This window comes from Pseudomonas nitroreducens (genome assembly GCF_010994165.1).
GTDB lineage: Bacteria > Pseudomonadota > Gammaproteobacteria > Pseudomonadales > Pseudomonadaceae > Pseudomonas > Pseudomonas nitroreducens.
In genome coordinates this window covers 637,547-656,042 of record NZ_WMBX01000004.1, presented here as the reverse complement: position 1 = coordinate 656,042, position 18,496 = coordinate 637,547, and the positions used below count along the sequence as shown (strand labels likewise).

Genomic DNA, 18,496 nt, shown 5'->3' with positions numbered 1-18,496 from the left:
ATCCTCAGGAAAGTAGGTGGTCGGCAACCGCTGCCAGATCGTCGAATACCAGCGTGCCTTCTGGCAACGTCTTGGCCAACGTACGCTCGCCCTTGCCGGTCTTTACCAACACAGGCAGACAATCGACGGCCAGCGCGGCGTCCAGGTCACCCCGGCTGTCACCGACGAACCAGACGCCCTTCAGATCTACGCCGTAGTGCTGGGCTATCTGCCGCAGCATACCGGGTTTCGGCTTGCGGCAGTCGCAGCCGTCGTCGGGACCATGGGGACAGTAGACCACCATCCCGAGTTCACCCCCCTGCTCCGCCACCAATTCCCGCAGGCGCGCGTGCATGCTTTCCAGCGTGGCCAGGTCGTAATAGCCCCGGGCGATGCCGGACTGGTTAGTGGCCACGGCTAGGGTCCAGCCGGCTTTGCTGAGGCGCGCGATGGCAGTGATGGCGCTGGGGATCGGAATCCACTCGGCAAGGGATTTGATGTAGTCGTCGGAGTCCTGGTTGATGACGCCGTCACGGTCGAGGATCAGTAGCTTCATGGGGGCTTCGGTAAGTCGGGCGCGTGGAGAAGTCGGAAACGAAAAAGCCGGGAGTCCGTTACGGTGAACCGTTTCGAACTCCCGGCTTCCTCAGGCAGGCATCAGCCCAGCAGCGAGATGTCGGCGACGCCGAGGAACAGCCCGCGAAGCTTGGCCAGCAGTGCGTAGCGGTTGGCCTTCACGGCGCTGTCGTCCGCGTTGACCAGTACTTCCTCGAAGAAGGCATCGACCGGCGCGCGCAGGGCCGCCAGTTGGGCCAGGGCTGCGCGATAATCGCGAGCCGCGGCCAGCGGAGCTACTTCCGCTTCGGCGCTTGCCACGGCGCTGCCAAGGGCCTTCTCGGCGGTCTCGGCGAACAGGCTGGCGTTGACGGTGGCAGGCACCTCGCCTTCTGCCTTGGCCAGGATGTTCGACACGCGCTTGTTGGCAGCGGCCAGGGCTGCGGCTTCTGGCAACTGGCGGAACGCCTGGACGGCCTGCACGCGCTGGTCGAAGTCCAGCGGAGCGGTCGGCTTGAGCGCGCGGACGGCCTGATACACGGCGACGTCCACGCCCTCGTCCTCGTAACGGGCACGCAGGCGATCAAAGACGAAGTCCTGTACCTGCTCGGACAGACCCTCGGCTTTCACCTTGTTGCCGTACTGGGCCACAGCCACGCCGATGGCGTCGACCAGGTCCAGGTCCAGCTGCTTCTCGATGAGGATGCGCAGCACGCCCAGGGCGGCACGGCGCAGGGCGTAGGGGTCCTTGCTGCCGGTGGGCAGCATGCCGATGCCGAAAATGCCGACCAGGGTGTCGAGCTTGTCGGCCACGGCGACTGCGGCGCCGGTGAGGGTGCCCGGCAATTCCGCGCCAGCGCCGCGCGGCATGTACTGCTCGTTCAGCGCCAGGGCGACATCCTTGGCTTCGCCACCGGCAGTGGCGTAGTAGTAACCGGCGATGCCTTGCATCTCCGGGAACTCGCCGACCATCTCGGTGGCCAGGTCGCACTTGCAGAGGATGCCGGCGCGGGCGGCGTTGGTCGCGTCACCGCCGATGCGCTCGGCGATGTAGGCGGCCAGCTTGGAGACGCGCTCGGCCTTCTCGTACACGGTGCCGAGCTGGGCCTGGAACACCACGTTCTTCAGGCGGGCGTTGAAGGCTTCCAGCGGCTGCTTCTGGTCCTGCTTGAAGAAGAACTCGGCGTCCGTCAGGCGCGGGCGCACCACCTTCTCGTTGCCGGAGACGATGTGCTCCGGTGCCTTGCTCTCGACGTTGGCCACGGTGATGAAGCGCGGCAGCAGCTTGCCGTTGGCGTCCAGCAGGCAGAAGTACTTCTGGTTGTCCTGCATGGTGGTGATCAGTGCTTCCTGCGGCACGGCGAGGAAGCGTTCCTCGAAGGAACACACCAGTGGCACCGGCCACTCGACCAGCGCGGTCACTTCGTCCAGCAGGTCGGCCGGGACGATGGCGCTGCCCTTCTGCTCGGCGGCCAGCTCGGCGACGCGCTTGGAGATGATCTCGCGGCGCTCGGCGAAGTCGGCCAGCACGTGGGCGCTGCGCAGGTCTTCCAGGTAGTTGGCCGGAGCGCTGATGCGCACGTTGGCCGGATTGTGGAAGCGATGGCCGCGGGATTCGCGACCGGCTTTCTTGGTGAGGATCTCGCAGTCGACGACGTCATCGCCGAACAGCATCACCAGCCACTGGGTCGGACGCACGAACTCTTCACGACGGGCAGCCCAGCGCATGCGCTTGGGAATCGGCAGCTCGTTCAGCGAGGTTTCGACGACGCCCGGCAGCAGGCCCACGGCTGGCTGGCCGGGGATGCTCTGGCTGAACTTGAGCTTCGGGCCGCTCTTGTCGATCTGCTCCAGGTCCACGCCGCACTTCTTGGCGAATCCCAGGGCGGCCTGGGTCGGGTTGCCGCTGGCGTCGAAGGCAGCCTGCACAGGCGGGCCGTCGAGGTTCACGGTACGGTCGGGTTGCTGCACGGCAAGCTGGTCGATCTGCACGGCCAGGCGGCGTGGCGCGGCGTAGCAGCGTGCGGCGGCGTAGGTCAGGCCGGCGGCCTTCAGGCCCTTCTCGATGCCGGCCAGGAAGGCTTCACCGAGGCTCTTCAGCGCCTTGGGTGGCAGCTCTTCGGTGCCCAGTTCGACGAGGAAATCCTTCGCGCTCATTATTCGGCCTCCTTCAGCTTGGCCAGTACTTCGTCACGCAGTTCGGGTGTGGCCATCGGGAAGCCGAGGCGGGCGCGGGCCTGCAGGTAGCTCTGCGCCACGGCGCGGGCCAGGGTGCGCACGCGCAGGATGTAGCGCTGACGCTCGGTCACCGAGATGGCGCGGCGGGCGTCCAGCAGGTTGAAGGTGTGCGAGGCCTTGAGGACCATCTCGTAGGTCGGCAGCGGCAGTTGCAGCTCGATCAGGCGGTTGGCTTCGCTTTCGTAGAAGTCGAACAGCTCGAACAGCTTCTCGACGTTGGCGTGTTCGAAGTTGTAGGTCGACTGCTCCACTTCATTCTGGTGGAACACGTCGCCGTAGGTGACCTTGCCGAACGGGCCATCGGCCCACACCAGGTCGTACACCGAGTCGACGCCCTGGATGTACATGGCCAGGCGTTCCAGGCCGTAGGTGATCTCACCGGTGACCGGGTAGCACTCGATACCGCCGACCTGCTGGAAGTAGGTGAACTGGGTGACTTCCATGCCGTTCAGCCAGATTTCCCAGCCCAGACCCCAGGCGCCGAGGGTCGGCGACTCCCAGTTGTCCTCGACGAAACGGATGTCGTGCACCTGCGGGTCGATGCCGATGGCCTGCAGCGAGCCCAGGTACAGCTCCTGGAAGTTTTCCGGGTTGGGCTTCAGGACCACCTGGAACTGGTAGTAGTGCTGCAGGCGGTTGGGGTTTTCGCCGTAGCGGCCGTCGGTGGGGCGGCGGCTGGGTTGCACGTACGCCGCGTTCCAGGTTTCCGGGCCCACGGCGCGGAGGAAGGTGGCGGTGTGGAAGGTGCCGGCGCCTACTTCCATGTCGTAGGGCTGCAGCACCACACAGCCCTGATCGGCCCAGTATTTTTGCAGGGCGAGGATCAGGTCCTGGAAGGTGGGCACGGCGGGCGTAGTCTGGCTCACGAATTTCACCTGTGCTGGATATGCGACTAAAACCCGGCAGTATACCCCAAGACGCCTGCAGCTTGGGCTTCTCAGCGATTTCCGGCCGCCCGGCGGAAGTTCACGAATCGACCGGAAGATTTGCCGGATGACTGTATTTTCATACAGTGAATTGTCTATAGTCGGGCTTTCCCTGTCAGGACGATCGCCATGCCCCGCTGCTTCTGGTGTAACGACGACCCGCTGTACATCGCCTACCACGATGCCGAATGGGGAGTGCCCCAGCGCGATCCGCGGGCGTTGTTCGAGATGCTCATCCTCGAAGGCGCGCAGGCGGGGCTTTCGTGGATCACCGTGCTGAAGAAGCGCGAGCGCTACCGTGAGGTGCTGTTCGGCTTCGATCCCGAGCGCCTGGCGCGCATGAGCGACGAGGAGATCGAGGAGCGCATGCAGGACCCGGGCATCATCCGCAACTTCGCCAAGCTCAAGGCGGCGCGGCAGAACGCCCGGGCCTGGCTGGAGCTGGATGACCCGGTGACGTTCCTGTGGTCCTTCGTCGGCGGTAAGCCCAAGGTCAATCACTTCAGCGAACGCGGCCAGGTGCCGGCGGTGACGCCCGAGGCCGAGGCGATGAGCAAGGCGCTGCGCAAGGCCGGTTTCAATTTCGTTGGCCCGACCATCTGCTACGCCTTCATGCAGGCATAGTCAATTCGTATAGCGATGGCAGTCCGTGGTGTGGTCGTTGAGCATTCCCACGGCTTGGAGATACGAATAGCAAATCGTGGGGCCAACAAACTTAAACCCTTTCTTTTTAAGCTCTTTGGACATTCGCAAAGACAGCTCATTCTGAGTCGGTATTTCCTGAATCGATTTGTAGTGGTTTTTAATAGGCTCACCACCAACAAACGACCATAGATATTCGACAGGATTATCCAGCGTTAACCACGCTTTGGCGTTATCCCTTGCAGCATTGAATTTCGCCCGATTGCGAATTAGTGAAGCATCCTGCATCAGCTCATCGATTTTTGAGTCTGGCATTTCTGCCAGTTTTTCAGCATCGAAGTTGTATAGTGCACGGCGGAAATTTTCTCGCCGCTTCAAAACCAATATCCAAGACAGGCCGGCTTGAAATCCTTCTAACAAAAGTTTTTCGAATAGGTGGCGAGGGTCATACGACGGGACGCCCCATTCCTCATCGTGATACTGCTGGTATATAGGCTCATCAGAACACCAAGCGCATCGTTTTATGCTCATCAGTAAAACCTTATTTAGTTTGAGCTAACGCACTTTCAAAAGCAGCTTTGTCGCCACCAATAAGCCAACGATTTGCGCAAAACGCTACGGTTTTATTAATTTCAACTATTTTTTCTTCCGTAACTGTAGCTATAGAGTCTTCACCGCTTTCACGGTCAATTTGTAGTGCGAGGGTTGAAGAAAGCGGGATTATGAAATATTCGATTTCGTTACCATCTCCCTCGTCAAAAACCGCACAGCATACTGGCGTGTCTGAGCTTATGAAAATACTACCTTCGCTTATTAGGACGGTCCAGCGAGACTCATAAAAGTCCTCTGCGGTCATACTTGATATAAGAAGAAATGCAGCAAGTGCTGGGTCTTTACTCGCCTCGATGCCATTGAGACTTTCTGAGAATTTTTGAAAGTCGTCCGTCTCAATGCCAACTTCCATAGCTTTTGCGGCAGCTTCGGGATTAGTTTGTATGAACGAATAGATTCCTTTTAATATGGCTTCATCTATACGGCTTTTTATCTCATTTATCGAAGTAGGAGTTCGCCGCCGTAGAAATCCCAGATAAATAGCAAGAGTCATTTTATCCAGTATGGGGTTTTCGCCTTTGAGGTCACTAATTGCTTTGTTATAGCGACCGTCTAATGGAGAGAGAATCGACTTCTCAATCGTATAGGCTGAGATTTCGTCATCTTCATACTCAATATTGTAAAGGTAGTTTTCAGAAAGAAGATTTCTTGGATTGAGCGGCTTTAGGATTCCGTCATTCTTGTCGCAGAAATAAAGTTTTCCACTATCAGGATGAGCAAATTTTTCCTGATATGACTGCGGGACATAATGCTGATTTTTTGGCTTATTCATAGCAAGGCTCTCCAAAAAAATTAAGTATAGCCTGTCCCAACTATACATATCCATCGATAAAATACTCATCGATACGCTCTTCACATTTGTCATTTTTATAGCTAAACACGTGTTTTATTGCACGAGTATATGCACCGCCGTTTTTTGCAGTTTCATGCTTGTATTCAATAGTTAATCTATTCAAACAAGCATAAATCATTTTTTCTTGATTTGATTTTTCATCTAACTGCTTTTTAACAAGTGCGTTTCTTTCTTTTGCAGCAGCAATAGACGGAGCAGAAAAATTTTGAGGATTTACATATAACACAAAGCAGAATAAACAAAATATTATGAAAAATAAATCGCAAGCTTTACAGTGTCCCATAGCATTTAAGGTGGTTTTTTATATTATACAGATAAATAGCAATTAAACTTTGTTTGTAAGCAATCATCTGTTCCTTTAATACGATAGCCCCATAACGTAGATTTGATGTATTCAAAGCCGCTCATCGTTTCTAGATAATCTTCCAAAACAATGTTCTCAACATGCTCTTCTGCCAATCTACAAAATTGCCAGAATTTGTTCTCTTGCCTTAATAGTGCTAATTTAACCAAGGTTTGATTTCCCAGGCTTTTCTGTAAGCTCTTCAAGTCAAGATTAAAGAATCGACTAAACTTTCTCCACATTATCGATTTTGTTTTTCCGAAGAAATTGTAAGTTTTATATCTCCACAGCCGAGCGACTGCTTTATTTTTCATTGCGTCATCTGTCTTGTCTCGAAGACTTTTCATTATGTATTTAGTAATATACGAGGTCGGCGATGCAGCCTTTACCCCCTCTTTTTTTGCTTCCGCTTCCGAAATTTCGACAATGCGAACAGCTTTATCGCTATGTCCAAAGTGCTTGTAGATGAGTCTTTTGAGTTCTTCCGATTGGGTTGGATGAACATAAAAAAGGCTGTGCATATGCGGGCATTGGTCTTTGTGTGCTTCTTTTGACCACACTCCAAGCGTCTCGATGCCGTGGCGCTCTCTGTCTTTGTTGAGAGCGACAAGCCTGCTAGAAAGCCAATCTGAGGCTTCTCGTGGTGTTGATCCGTTCCATTTTGTAGCTCCGTTACCAGGGTTGGGGTGGAAGCTCGCTGGGCACGTGAACGTAGTGAATAGAGCCATATAGCCAAAGCTGACGGCTTGCTCTTCAAGGTCCTTTGCCTTCATATAGAGTTCAGATGCCTTGCGCTCATCAGTCAGTGCAAAGTCTGATAACTTCTTACGTTCTTCTGTTTGGTCATCTTTGATGATGACCACCTCTGCATTTTCAATAAATTCAGCTTGTTCCAAATCAATTTTCTCTTGATATGCAAGAAGCTCATCACTGCAATATTGGGTCTTATTTTTGCCAATAGCACCAATTTTCAATAAGTGTAGCTCTCTATCTCGCCTTGCCACACGCTCGATTATTTTCTTTAATTTCCTGAATTCGCGATTTTCGGCAATAGAGAAATCCGTCTTAACAATATTGCTATTGTTCGCTTTGACTATTTCAGACGTTTCTATGTAGTAGTTTGAAATCTTATCGAAAATTGTGCCTTGGCCCTTCAAGTCTCTAAATCGAATGCTCTTATAAATATGCAAATCTGCAAGCTCTTCTCTATACAAATTTATATAGGAAGCTTCCAGAATCAATTTTTTAATCGCTTTGTTTTCGCAAATATAGTGAAAGATTCTGTTGATTATGTTGGCGAAAGATATTGCTTCTTTATCGTAATCAGTGATTTTTTCCCTGTATGAAAATGTAGATACCTTGAAGTTTTTTAGCGTAACGAGTTTTTTTCCTATCAAAATCTTTTCAAATTCTGGCTCTTGTTCGGCACTGGAAAGAAAAGGAATGGAAGGTTTTTGCTCGAAACTAACATTATCTACATAGTCAAAGGTTTTAGTAGCTATGGATAAATTCGATATGATTACTTTGAGTTTTGCACAAAGTTCATGAATCTGAATATCTTCTTTTTCGTATATTGCAGCAGCATCAGAAATATTTTTTTTGGATTCTGATGAAAGGGGTTGTGTTTCTAAAATAAATGGTATAATAGATTTAAGTAAAGTCATTTGTTATATTAAATTGTGGTAGATTCATTATAACAAATAAAAAAATAAGTAAAGAGCCGAAAGGCTCTTTTTTTATCAAGTTAAATAAGTCGTGTCGCTTTTAAATAATGTATGTCGCTTAACTGAATATAAAATTTCGAATGCTTCTGTTTTTGCTCTTCTTGGATAACTCTAAAATAACTGTCGCAAGCACTGATTATGCAGTTTTGAAGGTTCTTAAATTTTCACATTTCCGCTTCGGTAGTATCTTTTTAGTTTCTCAAACTCTATATCTTCGTTAAGCTTTTTCTTTGTCTTTAAGCTTACTGATATTTTGTCTAGCAAATTGTCAGCCGGTGCTTTATCTTCAAAAGATTGATATTTACCTGCAATTTTCCTATCAAGGCTTTTGCTTTCTTCTGAATTTGAGAATATATCAATCACTCTTTCAATGATGAGATTTGAGAAATCGAGAAGTTCATCTTTTATCCGTTGAATCTCTGAATTTAACTTTTCAAAAATTGTTCTCTTGTTATCTATTTTTACATCTAGATTTTCTTCTTCATCATGTTTCTCCGCTATGGAGCTAATAATTTTCTGATGAATTTTTTGATCTTCAATAATCGAATTATTCAGGATTTTCTGAATACTCTTATCGCTCTTAATATCGACTTTGATTTTGCTAATTTCATCGTTTAAGTCAAGAATCTGCTTGTTGTAGAAGCTTGCTACTCTCTCGATTTTAGGCTTTCTCGCATCTTCTTCTATGAGCCTCATTCTCTTTTTGTGCTCTTCTGTATTGTCTAGTTTTTTTGCTTCGACGTTATATTTCAGAAGCATATTATTAGTATGTTGATAAAACAAAGTTTGAAAATATTGAGCTTGTAGTTTTTTTGCTTTGTATGAACGATTTGAGAAGTCGAGCTTTTCAGCATCGGGATATTCTTTTTTTACATTCTCGATGTTGTCGTTCACGAATTGCTTTTGAGCATTAAGCAAGTCGTATTTATTTGTTCGCTTGTTTTTTGCTTCAACGAAAATGTGCGGGTGATTTCCAATCTCGTCACCATGATAGACGACGAGCTTTATAGGGTAGTCTGGAAAGTTTTTAGAGTAGAATGATGCGATTGATAAAATCATATCCTCAGCTTTTAGATGAACATTATTATGAGCGGGGATTTTAAAAAACGCCTCTTGTATAAAGACTTTATTGCGAGCAATGTCAGCTTTATTTTCACTGACTTCGTTATGAAGCGTTAAAAACTTCCTGACTGTTTCAGTCTTTTGATTTTTGCGTGAGAAGTCGAATTCTGAAAGCTGATTAATCACTTTTTCAATATTGAAAATTTCTTTTTCTTCTAAAATTTTCGAAAGAAATATTTTAAGGTTATTGCTATCGTCAGTTATTGAATTGTGCCACTTGTTCACTTTCGCTTTATATTTGCTCAGCGTATCAATGGCGTCAGACTTTTCATTTTTCGATTTTTGTTCTGCATCAACTTTGTGAATGAATGACTCTTGAATTGTCCTTTTCTGTTCATCTGTGAGTGAGTTGAGTTTGATAATTTGAGAACTTACACTCGACGCCCATACAAGATTTTCATCTGATTTTTCTTCGTCCCATTCTAAAATTTTAGTCGAGATTATTTGATTGGTTTCGTTCGGTGCTATGCGCAGAGAGTGAGCAACAGACTTGAAAAGTTTTGCTTTTCCCATCCTGTCATTTTTGAAATTCAAATGTTTGTAAATCATTGTTACTGCTTTTTTTGTTGTCATAATGTCACCAATATTTTTTAGTTGTTTGTATTCCTTGTTTTGTTGATTTAGAAAAAATGATGAGCGATGTAGCGATATTTTTTATAAATCATTTGTAGAAAATGAGTTAAAAATTGGAGCGAGAGCGAAATTTTTAATCAGTTTCGTATTGTGCTTCTGCTCTTGCTTTTGCTTCTGTCTCAATGACTAATTGCGAGCGAATTCGAAACCTCATCTTTGCGCAGCAAAGTGTGGTGTAGAATGTAGCGAGTTACTTAAAGCCCTCTAATTTAATAATAGCATTTGGAATGTCTGGAATTGGCTGTTAGCTGAAATTATCAAGTTGCCTATTTTTAGTCGAAGCATAAAAAAACCCGGATTTCTAATCCGGGCTTTTTTTATGCTGGTCAATATCTATTATTGGCATCGTAGTCGGGTCAAACAATTCGATTTCTTCATCTGCATACGGGTCGGTTTGGTCTTCGTGAATAACCAAATCGCCAGATTGGTTTTGCGGCAAATTAAATTCGTATCTATTAACAAAGTCGTCGTTTTTATTGTAGAGAATCTGAGTTTCGAGTTTGTCATTGATAGAAATATCGATAACAAAATCATAACCAACTTCGCATTTGCTTATGGATATTTTCGAAGTGTTGGTTCTTAAAATCTTGTTTATGACGGCTCTTTGTTCTTCATCGTTCAATGCAGCATCAAGCTGCTCGTAGTCGAAAGTGTCCGCTTCGTTTTGGGAACGCTTTAGGGCATTTTCAGCTTTGATTTCATCAATTCTTTTTTGAGTTTCGTCAGAAAGCTTTTCCAAGGCTTCGAGTCTATTGACCAGTGCTTTGCTCACTGTGCCCATTTCGATAGCTTTAAGAATGTTCGCTTTTTGCTCTTCTGTTTTAAGAAAACCTGACCTAAGTTTTTCGGCTTCTTCGTCATTAAAAACGGATTTTTGCGTTAGAGACTTTTTGAGGATGGAAAGATTTATCTCTCTGAAAAAAACTCGTTCAACGTCATCGTAGTCGAACCAAACCCTACCAGATTCGGCACACTGATTGGTCTCTGATTTAGTGCATATGAGATATTTCTTCTCACCGCCTTTCCATTTCATATGTGCTAACCGCATGGGTGCGAAGCAGTTATCACAGGTCATGACATTACGAAAGATGTTCTTGAATCCCGATACCCTACCTCTGGTATTCGAAGTTTTGCGGTTTTGAATCTCTGCTCGAAGCTCTTCGAATTCGGAGCGGGTAATTAGTGCAGGGTAATAGTCGTGAATAACTTCACCCGGCACTCTGATTTTATTTCCATTATCATCGTATTCAATACGGTGGGTTTGCAAATCACCACATACCGCACTTCGATTTAGAAGGTGTGAAACTGTTTCTTTAGTGAATGGTTTAGAAGATCTTCGCTGTTCATTCACTTTTGCAGTTGCGGTATACATTCCGTATGTTTTTAGAAGAGACAAGCACAGCTTCACATCAGAAGCTTCTGGCTCCCTAAACTCAATCCAATCTTCTGTTCTGACCAACCAAAACGGCAGAGAACCATAAACAATTTTTTTATCTTTTGCTTTTTCTCTGCGTGCTTCGTGTTGAATTGTAATGCGCTCAGATTTCGTGCGGCTTTCTTCGTGTGCACGGTAAAGCAAGGTTTGAATTTCAATGCCTTCAATAAACTGATTATCTGAGTTTATCGAATACCGCTTGTAAGGCGAGAGCGTGGCAATATCTACGCCATTTTTTATGATGTCGAGAATGACAGAATGAGCTATGTAGCCGCCCTGGCGTGATATTCTGTCAAAGCTCTCGATTACCAGAATTGAGCCTTTTTCAATCTGACCGTTTTTGACTTTTTCCAAGAAATCCTTGATTGCGCCTTTTTTTATGTTCTTGCCGTTGAAAGACGACAAACGGTCTAGGAAAACAGGTTCTACTAATTCACCGTTATTCTCCTGCAAAAAGCGCTCAATCTGGCCGAGCTGACGACGCTCAGAATCTCCCTTAGCTTGCTCTAAGGTAGACATCCGAATGTAGGCGTAGACTGGGGTTCTGCGGCGCATTGCTGGTCTCCTGGGGCGTCCTAGACGTATTCTAGCGCTATACGAATAGGTTACGCCTGCATGCAGGCCACCGGCATGGTGATGGACCACACCACCGACTGCGACCGCTACAACCAGCTGACCCGCGCCTAAGGCAGCGTCCTGGATGTAGTCGCAGACCTGCAACGTCACGCCGTCGCGCGTGACGACGAAGCAGAGCTGCAAACCTTCTGCTCCCACGCGCTTGCGCAGTTGGATCTGCTCGATGCGGTAACCGGTTGCGCGGAAGCAGTCTTCCGCCGGGTGCAGCTTGCGCGTCGGCCGCAGCCCACTGGGCCAGGCCGCCAGCGCGGCGAGCAGCAACCACCTCCAGCCGAACAGGCGGCGCGTCATGCCGCCCTCCTCCGCCACCACCACGCACTGAGCCCAGTGAGCCCCAGGCGCCGGGATCGGGTGTGCCCGGCACCGCGCTGCCGATGGCGCTGTCGTTCACGCCCTGGGGCAACGGCAGGGGTTGATCGACGGGCTGGCTCGCCTGCGGATCCGGGCCTTGTTTTCATTCGAGGAGCTGTCGTCGGCAGCCAGCACCGTCAGGCTGGCGCCCATCGCCAGCAGGCAGCACAGCCGTGCAAGTAAGGTTCGGGTACGCATCGCGGGCCTCCGGGCCTCCGGGCCTGTGGATCGGATGGCCGCAGGTTGCGCGCGCGGTGTGGGCGCCGCGTGTTCGCTCTGTGCTGATCGTGTGGGGGCGGCCGGCGATGCCCGAAATGCCGGCGCGAGCGGCTACAATGGCCGCCATCTGCTTGAAGGAGTTTTCCGTGGAGAAATTCAAGGGCGCACTGGTGGTGGGCTTCCTGCGGTTGTTCGCCATGCTGCCGTGGCGCGCGGTGGGAGCATTGGGCGCGGGCATTGGCTGGCTGATGTGGAAGCTGCCCAACCGCTCCCGCGAGATCGTTCGGATCAACCTGTCGCACTGCTTCCCCGAGCTGTCCGCAGCCGAGCTGGAAAAGCTCGTCGGCCGGAGCCTGATGGACATCGGCCGCACGCTCACCGAGAGCGCCTGCGCCTGGATGTGGTCGCCGCAGAAATCGCTGCAGTACATCCGCGAAGTGGAAGGCATGGAAGTGCTGGAAGAAGCGCTGGCCTCCGGTGACGGCCTGGTCGGCATCACCAGCCACCTGGGCAACTGGGAAGTGCTCAACCACTTCTACTGCTCCTACGCCAAGCCGATCATCTTCTACCGCCCGCCCAAGCTGAAGGCGGTGGACGACCTGCTGAAGAAGCAGCGCGTGCAGCTGGGCAACCGTGTTGCGCCGTCCACGCCCGAAGGCATCAAGAGCGTGATCAAGGAAGTGAAGAATGGCGGCTGCGTCGGCATTCCCTGTGACCCGGAACCGGACCTCGGCTCGGGCCTGTTCGTGCCCTACCTGGGTACCACCGCGCTGACCAGCAAGTTCGTGCCGTCGCTGCTCTCGCGCGGCAAGGCGCGCGGGGTGTTCTTCCACGCCGTGCGCCTGCCCGATGGCAGCGGCTACAAGGTGATCCTCGAAGCGGCGCCGGCGGACATGTACGACAAGGACATGGCAGTGTCGGTGGCAGCCCTCAGCCGTGAGCTGGCCAAGTACGTGCGCGCCTACCCGAGCCAGTACATGTGGACCATGAAGCGCTTCAAGAAGCGGCCCGAAGGCGAGGCGAAGTGGTACTGAGCGCGCGTCGCTCAATCGACCCGATAGGCACGGCGCCCCTGGATTATTGAAGCGTGGGGCGTCAGGCTGAACGTCCCACGCTCCAGGAACCCCCCCATGCTCGGCCTGCCGACCACCGCCACCGCGCCGTTCTGTCCCTCGGAAGTCAAAGGCAGCATCCAGGTTGCGGCCAGCGCGCCATTGTGGAAGCGCATCCTGCAGTTCGCCGGCCCCGGCCTGCTGGTCTCCATCGGCTACATGGACCCGGGCAACTGGGCCACCGCCATCGAGGCCGGCTCCGGTTTCGGCTACCAGTTGCTGTTCGTGGTGCTGTTGTCGAGCCTCGCGGGGATGGTCCTGCAGTGCCTGGCCATGCGTCTGGGAATCGTCACTGGCCAGGACCTGGCGCAGCTGTCGCGCAGTCGCTACAGCCTGGGCGGCGCTCGCCTGCAATGGCTGCTGGCGGAACTGTCGATCGTCGCCACGGACCTTGCCGAAGTGCTCGGCTGCGCCCTCGCCTTCCACCTGTTGCTGGGTGTCGACCTGGTCACCGGCGTCATCCTCACCGCCTTCGACACGCTCATCGTGCTCGGCCTCAAGGGCCAGCGCTTCCGCCACCTGGAAGCGATCATGCTCGGCCTGATCATCACCATCAGCGGCTGCTACCTGGTCGAGCTGATTCTCATCAAGCCACACTGGCCGGACGTTGCCGCCGGCTTCCTGCCCAGCTGGGACGCCATCAGCCAACGCGAGCCGCTGTACCTGGCCATCGGTATCCTCGGCGCCACGGTGATGCCGCACAACCTCTACCTGCACTCTTCGATCGTGCAGACGCGCCAGGTCAGCGGCAGCAACGGCAAGGCTGCGGCGATCCGCCTGACGCGCATCGACACCGTGGTCTCGCTGAGCCTCGCGCTACTGATCAACGCCGCCATCCTGATCCTCGCCGCCGCGGCCTTCCACGAGACCGGCCACACCGGCGTCACCGAGATCCAGGACGCCTACCGCCTGCTTGAGCCGCTGGTGGGCACCGGCCTGGCGGCGATTCTCTTCGGCGTTGCGCTGCTCGCTTCGGGGCAGAGTTCCACCTTCACCGGCACCATCGCCGGGCAGGTGATCATGGAAGGCTTCCTGCAGATGAAGATTCCCTGCTGGCAGCGCCGCCTGATCACCCGCGCGCTGGCGCTGATCCCGGCGCTGATCGGCGTTCTGATGCTGGGCGACAAGGCGATCGGCAAGCTGCTGGTGCTCAGCCAGGTGGTGCTCAGCCTGCAACTGCCCTTCGCACTCTGGCCGCTGATCCGCTTCACCAGCGATCGCGCGCTGATGGGCGAGTTCGTCAACAGCCTGCTGACCCGCGTGCTGGCGTGGACCTTGTTCTGCGTCATCAGCGCCGCCAATCTCTGGCTGCTGCTGCAACTGCTGGCTTGACCTGACCCATGGGTTTGAGGCCCATTAATGCGCTGACATTCAGGACGGATGCCATCCATGGCCAACCAAAGGCAGTACCCGCGGACCCCGATGAAGTGCCGGATCAAGATCAGCCACCCCGACTTCGGCGACGTGTTCGGCCACACCCGTGACTTGTCGGACGGCGGCGTCTACGTTCGCCATGAAGTACTCGCCGCACTGCCCGCGGGGACGCGCGTCACCGGCCAGGTGCAGGACATGCCCTTCGATGCACCGATTCTTGAGATGGAAGTGATGCGCACCGACGCCGAGGGCGCCGGCTTCCGCTTCGTCGCAGACGCCTGAAGGCTGCTTTTTGTAGGAACGAGCAAGGGCTAGGCGCCCCTTCGGTCCTACAGGTAAGGCAAAGCCTCCGAATCCATCAGTTCGCCTCGTTCACCGCACTCAGGAACGCCCGCGTCCGCTCGTGCTTCGGGTTGCCGAAGAACTGCTGCGGGCTGCCCTGCTCGAGGATGCTGCCCTGGTGGAAGAAGCACACGCGGTCGGCGAACTCGCGGGCGAAGCCCATCTGGTGGGTGACCATGAGCATCGTCAGGTTGTGCTCGGCGCCCAGCTTGCGCACCACGTTGAGCACTTCACCGCACAGCTCCGGGTCCAGCGCCGAGGTCACCTCGTCGAACAGCATCACCTTGGGCCGCATCGCCAGGGCACGGGCGATGGCCACGCGCTGCTGCTGGCCGCCGGAAAGCTGCGAAGGATAGTGCTCGAGCTTGTTGCCCAGGCCGACCATCTCGAGCAGCTCCACCGCCCGCTCGCGCGCTTCGTCGCGGCGCATGCCGAGCACCTGCACCGGCGCTTCCATCACATTGCGCAGCGCGCTCATGTGCGGGAACAGATTGAAGCTCTGGAACACCATGCCGATCTTGCTGCGCACCTTGCGCACGTGGCTTTCCGGCGCGCGCACCAGGGCGTCGTTGCGCTTGAGGTGGGTCAGCGGTTCGCCGTCCACCTCGATCACGCCGCTGTCGATGCTCTCCAGGGTCATCAGCGCGCGCAGCAGGGTCGACTTGCCCGAGCCGCTGGGGCCGATGATGGCGACCTTCTCGTTGGCGCCCACTTCCAGGTTGAGGTCCTTGAGCACGCTGAAGCTGCCGTAGCTCTTGCACACGTTGCGGAAGCTGACCATGGGCTGGGCTGCCTCGGCGCGCGCGGTCGGCGAATCCTCGGTGGCGATGCGGGAGGACATGGCTCCGGCAGTTTGCAGGGAGTGAACAGTCATCGGTTTTCCTCCGGAAGAGTCAGTCATGGCAGCGCCGTGCGTTTTTCCACCTGGCGCACGACGCTGGCCAGGCTGATGGAGATGAGCAGGAAGAACACCCCGACCAGGGTGATCGGCTCCAGGTAGCGGAAGCTGTCGGAGCCTATGTTCTTCGCCTGCTGCATGATTTCCACCACCGTGATCGCGGAGAGCACCGGGGTGTCCTTGAACATGGCGATCAGGTAGTTGCCCAGCGCCGGCAATACCGGGCGGATGGCCTGGGGCAGGATCACTTCGCGGTAGGCCTTGAAGGGCGAGAAATTCAGCGCGGTAACCGCCTCCCATTGCCCGCGCGGCACCGCTTCCAGACCGGCGCGGTAGACCTCGGCGGTGTAGCAGGCGTAATGCAGGGCGATGCCCAGGGTGCCGGCCACCAGTGCGGTCATGCTCAGCCCGTAGAGCGGCAGCACGTAGAACAGGAAGTACACCTGGATCAGCAGCGGCGTGCTGCGGATGAATTCGATCAGCCAGGCCGCCGGCCACGACAGCCAGGCGTGGCGGCTGCGCCGGGCGATGGCGAAGAGCAGGCCGAACACCACCGCCAGGGCGAAGCCCACCAGGGTGATGGCGATGGTGCGCAGCGAGGCGTGCAGCAGTTGCGGCAGGATCTGCCAGGCGAAGTCCCAGTCGAAGAGTTTCATCACAGGCCTCCGTGGATGCGGCCGTGCCCCAGCCAGCGCTCCAGGCGCCGCATGAGGAAGACGATGAGCTGGGCCATGACGAAGTACAGCACCAGGGTGAGGGCGAAGATCTTCATGGTCTCGAAGGTCGCCTGGTCCAGCTGGCGCGCGCGGAAGGTCAGGTCCGAGAGGGTGATCAGCGACACCAGCGAGGTGTTCTTCAGCAGCTCGATCAGCAGGTTGGTGCCCGGCGGAATCGCGCAGAGCAGCGCCTGCGGCAGAATGATCCGACGAAAGCGCGTGAACGGTGTCATGTTCAGCGCCAGCGCCGCCTCGTACTGTCCCTTGGGTACCGAGCCGATGGCGCCGCGCATGACTTCCGCGCCGTAGGCGCCGATGTGCAGGCCCAGGCCGATGATCGCCACGCTGTAGGCGCTCATCTCCAGGTTGAACGGCGGCAACGGCAGCACAAAGTACAGCCAGAACAGCTGCACCAGCAGCGATGTGCCGCGGAACAGCTCGATGTAGCCGATCGCCAGCCAGCGTACCGCCGGCCACGGCGCGAGCCGGCCGAGCGCGGCAAGAATGGCGGCGGCCACCGCCAGCAGGGAACCGAAGACAGTCACCTGGACGGTGACCCAGGCGCCCTGCAGCAGCAGAGGAAGTAATTCACCCATGATGCGCATCCTGTAACGACAGGTTCGACTCAATGGCCGGCCGGGCGCGTCCTATGGCAGGCGCGCGCCCGCGACGGTCACTGTTTGCAGAGCTCGGCAGCGGTCTTGTCGGTGACGTTGGACTTGTCGAAGCCGAACGGTTTCACCGTCGCCAGGTGCTCGGCGCCACCCAGCCAGCCCTTGAGCTGCTGGTTCACCGCGTCGCGCAGGTCCTTGTCCTCCGGGCGGAAGGCCAGGGCGCCGTAGCCGATGTGCGCAGGGTCGTCCTTGAAGTCGCTGATGGCTTCCACCGCGTCACCGCCCTTGGCCGCCAGGCCCTTCATGGTCAGCGCAGTGCCGACGCCGGCATCGGCGCGGCCGGCGCGCACGGCCTGCAATTGTGCGGTGGTATCCGGCACCTGGACGATCTGCTCTTCCGCCACGCCTTCGGCGCGGGCGTAGCCCATCTCGGCGGTGCCGGACATGATCGCCAGCTTCACGTCAGGATTGTTCTTCACGTCGGTGTAGCTGTGCAGGTTCTTCGGGTTGCCTTTCTTCACCAGCAGGGTGTCGGGAATCTGGTAGTGGGGGTCGGTGAAGATCACCTGCTGGCAACGCGGCGGGGTGATGTACATGCCGGCGGCGATCACATCGAAGCGGCCGGCGCGCAGGCCGGGGATCAGCGCGCCCCATTCGGTCAGCACCGGTTCGATCTTCTTCACGCCCATCTTGGTGAAAATCTGCGTGGCGATTTCCGGGGATTCCCCGGTGACCTTGCCGGACGTCTCGGTGTAGGCGAAGGGCGCTTCGTTGGCGTAGCCGATGCGCACGGTGCCGGTGCTCTGGATGCGTTCCAGGGTGGTTTCGGCGTAGCTGCCGGCGCTGGCCAGGGCGCCGGCGGCGAGGGTACAGGCGAGGCTCAGGCGGCGCAGGAAAACAGGGGCGGTACTCATCTTCGGATCTCCTGGACTTCTCTTGCCGAACGCTCATGGCGCGCGGCGATGGATGGCAGGTAGCAATGTCGTACGACTGTTGTTCTTGTAGATCGGGCCCCGGGTGGGGCCTTCCGAAGTTCTCTCGGCGCTGTCGCAGACGTTGCCGAGAAGCTCGACGCCAGACTAAGGCCGGGCGCCTTGCGGCTCTTCCCGATCGACAGCTGCGCGGCGGGAAAAAGCCACCGTCGCGACGAACGCATCCGGCGGTTTTTTCTG

18 protein-coding genes and 1 pseudogene are annotated in these 18,496 nt (G+C 54.6%); 5 read left to right on the top strand and 14 right to left on the bottom strand.

Annotation, left to right across the window (positions count from 1 at the left end):
- Positions 1-4: 4 nt before the first annotated feature.
- The 3 genes from gmhB to glyQ form a co-directional block, all read right to left on the bottom strand.
- Positions 5-535, bottom strand: a complete 531-nt coding sequence (gene gmhB / locus GJV37_RS20660) for a D-glycero-beta-D-manno-heptose 1,7-bisphosphate 7-phosphatase (protein ID WP_169889401.1) — start codon at positions 533-535, stop codon at positions 5-7.
- A gap of 101 nt (positions 536-636) precedes the next feature.
- On the bottom strand, positions 637-2,691 hold the full coding sequence (gene glyS, locus GJV37_RS20655; RefSeq protein ID WP_170858150.1) for a glycine--tRNA ligase subunit beta: 2,055 nt from the start codon (positions 2,689-2,691) through the stop codon (positions 637-639).
- A complete protein-coding gene (gene glyQ / locus GJV37_RS20650; RefSeq protein ID WP_170858149.1) occupies positions 2,691-3,638 on the bottom strand; it encodes a glycine--tRNA ligase subunit alpha in 948 nt (315 codons plus the stop codon). Before glyQ ends, glyS begins: the two co-directional genes overlap by 1 nt.
- 189 nt (positions 3,639-3,827) lie before the next feature.
- On the opposite strand from glyQ, the gene GJV37_RS20645 reads away from it, so the two are divergent.
- Positions 3,828-4,322, top strand: coding sequence for a DNA-3-methyladenine glycosylase I (locus tag GJV37_RS20645; RefSeq protein ID WP_193452907.1), 495 nt, complete (start codon positions 3,828-3,830; stop codon positions 4,320-4,322).
- On the opposite strand, the gene GJV37_RS20640 is transcribed toward GJV37_RS20645, so the two are convergent.
- From GJV37_RS20640 to GJV37_RS20615, 6 genes are all read right to left on the bottom strand, one after another.
- Positions 4,323-4,865: a DNA-3-methyladenine glycosylase I gene (locus GJV37_RS20640; RefSeq protein ID WP_193452944.1), complete on the bottom strand. Its 543-nt coding sequence runs from the start codon at positions 4,863-4,865 to the stop codon at positions 4,323-4,325. It abuts the gene before it with no gap.
- A 16-nt stretch (positions 4,866-4,881) separates the two neighbouring features.
- Positions 4,882-5,793, bottom strand: a complete 912-nt coding sequence (locus GJV37_RS20635; protein WP_193452906.1) for a DUF4238 domain-containing protein — start codon at positions 5,791-5,793, stop codon at positions 4,882-4,884.
- The gene (locus GJV37_RS20630) at positions 5,765-6,088 is read right to left on the bottom strand and encodes a UBA domain-containing protein (RefSeq protein WP_193452905.1); all 324 of its coding nucleotides are present in this window, start codon (positions 6,086-6,088) and stop codon (positions 5,765-5,767) included. Before GJV37_RS20630 ends, GJV37_RS20635 begins: the two co-directional genes overlap by 29 nt.
- A gap of 23 nt (positions 6,089-6,111) precedes the next feature.
- A complete protein-coding gene (locus GJV37_RS20625) occupies positions 6,112-7,812 on the bottom strand; it encodes a replication endonuclease (RefSeq protein WP_193452904.1) in 1,701 nt (566 codons plus the stop codon).
- Positions 7,813-8,028: 216 nt separating this feature from the next.
- Positions 8,029-9,543 carry a hypothetical protein gene (locus GJV37_RS20620; protein WP_193452903.1) on the bottom strand — a complete coding sequence of 505 codons (1,515 nt, stop codon included), beginning with the start codon at positions 9,541-9,543 and terminating at the stop codon, positions 8,029-8,031.
- 385 nt (positions 9,544-9,928) lie between these two features.
- Positions 9,929-11,617, bottom strand: a complete 1,689-nt coding sequence (locus GJV37_RS20615) for a recombinase family protein (RefSeq protein WP_281368007.1) — start codon at positions 11,615-11,617, stop codon at positions 9,929-9,931.
- A 45-nt stretch (positions 11,618-11,662) separates the two neighbouring features.
- Between GJV37_RS20615 and GJV37_RS29570 the strand changes: the two are divergent.
- Positions 11,663-11,749, top strand: a pseudogene (locus GJV37_RS29570) (DNA-3-methyladenine glycosylase I); the annotation flags it as partial.
- Positions 11,750-12,085: 336 nt separating this feature from the next.
- Here GJV37_RS29570 and GJV37_RS20610 read toward each other — a convergent pair.
- Positions 12,086-12,247, bottom strand: coding sequence for a hypothetical protein (locus GJV37_RS20610; protein WP_170858148.1), 162 nt, complete (start codon positions 12,245-12,247; stop codon positions 12,086-12,088).
- Positions 12,248-12,414: 167 nt separating this feature from the next.
- On the opposite strand from GJV37_RS20610, the gene GJV37_RS20605 reads away from it, so the two are divergent.
- The 3 genes from GJV37_RS20605 (at position 12,415) to GJV37_RS20595 (ending at position 15,036) form a co-directional block, all read left to right on the top strand.
- The gene (locus GJV37_RS20605; RefSeq protein WP_024765015.1) at positions 12,415-13,302 is read left to right on the top strand and encodes a lysophospholipid acyltransferase; all 888 of its coding nucleotides are present in this window, start codon (positions 12,415-12,417) and stop codon (positions 13,300-13,302) included.
- A 96-nt stretch (positions 13,303-13,398) separates the two neighbouring features.
- On the top strand, positions 13,399-14,712 hold the full coding sequence (locus tag GJV37_RS20600) for an Nramp family divalent metal transporter (protein WP_037010275.1): 1,314 nt from the start codon (positions 13,399-13,401) through the stop codon (positions 14,710-14,712).
- Positions 14,713-14,769: 57 nt separating this feature from the next.
- On the top strand, positions 14,770-15,036 hold the full coding sequence (locus GJV37_RS20595) for a PilZ domain-containing protein (RefSeq protein ID WP_024765017.1): 267 nt from the start codon (positions 14,770-14,772) through the stop codon (positions 15,034-15,036).
- Between the two features lie 76 nt (positions 15,037-15,112).
- Here the strand turns inward: GJV37_RS20595 and ehuA are convergent, their stop codons facing one another.
- The 4 genes from ehuA to ehuB all read right to left on the bottom strand — a co-directional run bounded on the left by ehuA (position 15,113) and on the right by ehuB (position 18,238).
- Positions 15,113-15,937, bottom strand: a complete 825-nt coding sequence (gene ehuA, locus GJV37_RS20590; RefSeq protein ID WP_281368006.1) for an ectoine/hydroxyectoine ABC transporter ATP-binding protein EhuA — start codon at positions 15,935-15,937, stop codon at positions 15,113-15,115.
- Positions 15,938-15,993: 56 nt separating this feature from the next.
- Positions 15,994-16,650: an ectoine/hydroxyectoine ABC transporter permease subunit EhuD gene (gene ehuD, locus GJV37_RS20585; RefSeq protein ID WP_024765019.1), complete on the bottom strand. Its 657-nt coding sequence runs from the start codon at positions 16,648-16,650 to the stop codon at positions 15,994-15,996.
- Positions 16,650-17,306 (bottom strand): ectoine/hydroxyectoine ABC transporter permease subunit EhuC, encoded by a 657-nt coding sequence (gene ehuC, locus GJV37_RS20580; protein ID WP_024765020.1) that lies wholly within the window; start codon positions 17,304-17,306, stop codon positions 16,650-16,652. Before ehuC ends, ehuD begins: the two co-directional genes overlap by 1 nt.
- A 77-nt stretch (positions 17,307-17,383) precedes the next feature.
- A complete protein-coding gene (gene ehuB / locus GJV37_RS20575; protein WP_170858147.1) occupies positions 17,384-18,238 on the bottom strand; it encodes an ectoine/hydroxyectoine ABC transporter substrate-binding protein EhuB in 855 nt (284 codons plus the stop codon).
- Positions 18,239-18,496: the final 258 nt, after the last annotated feature.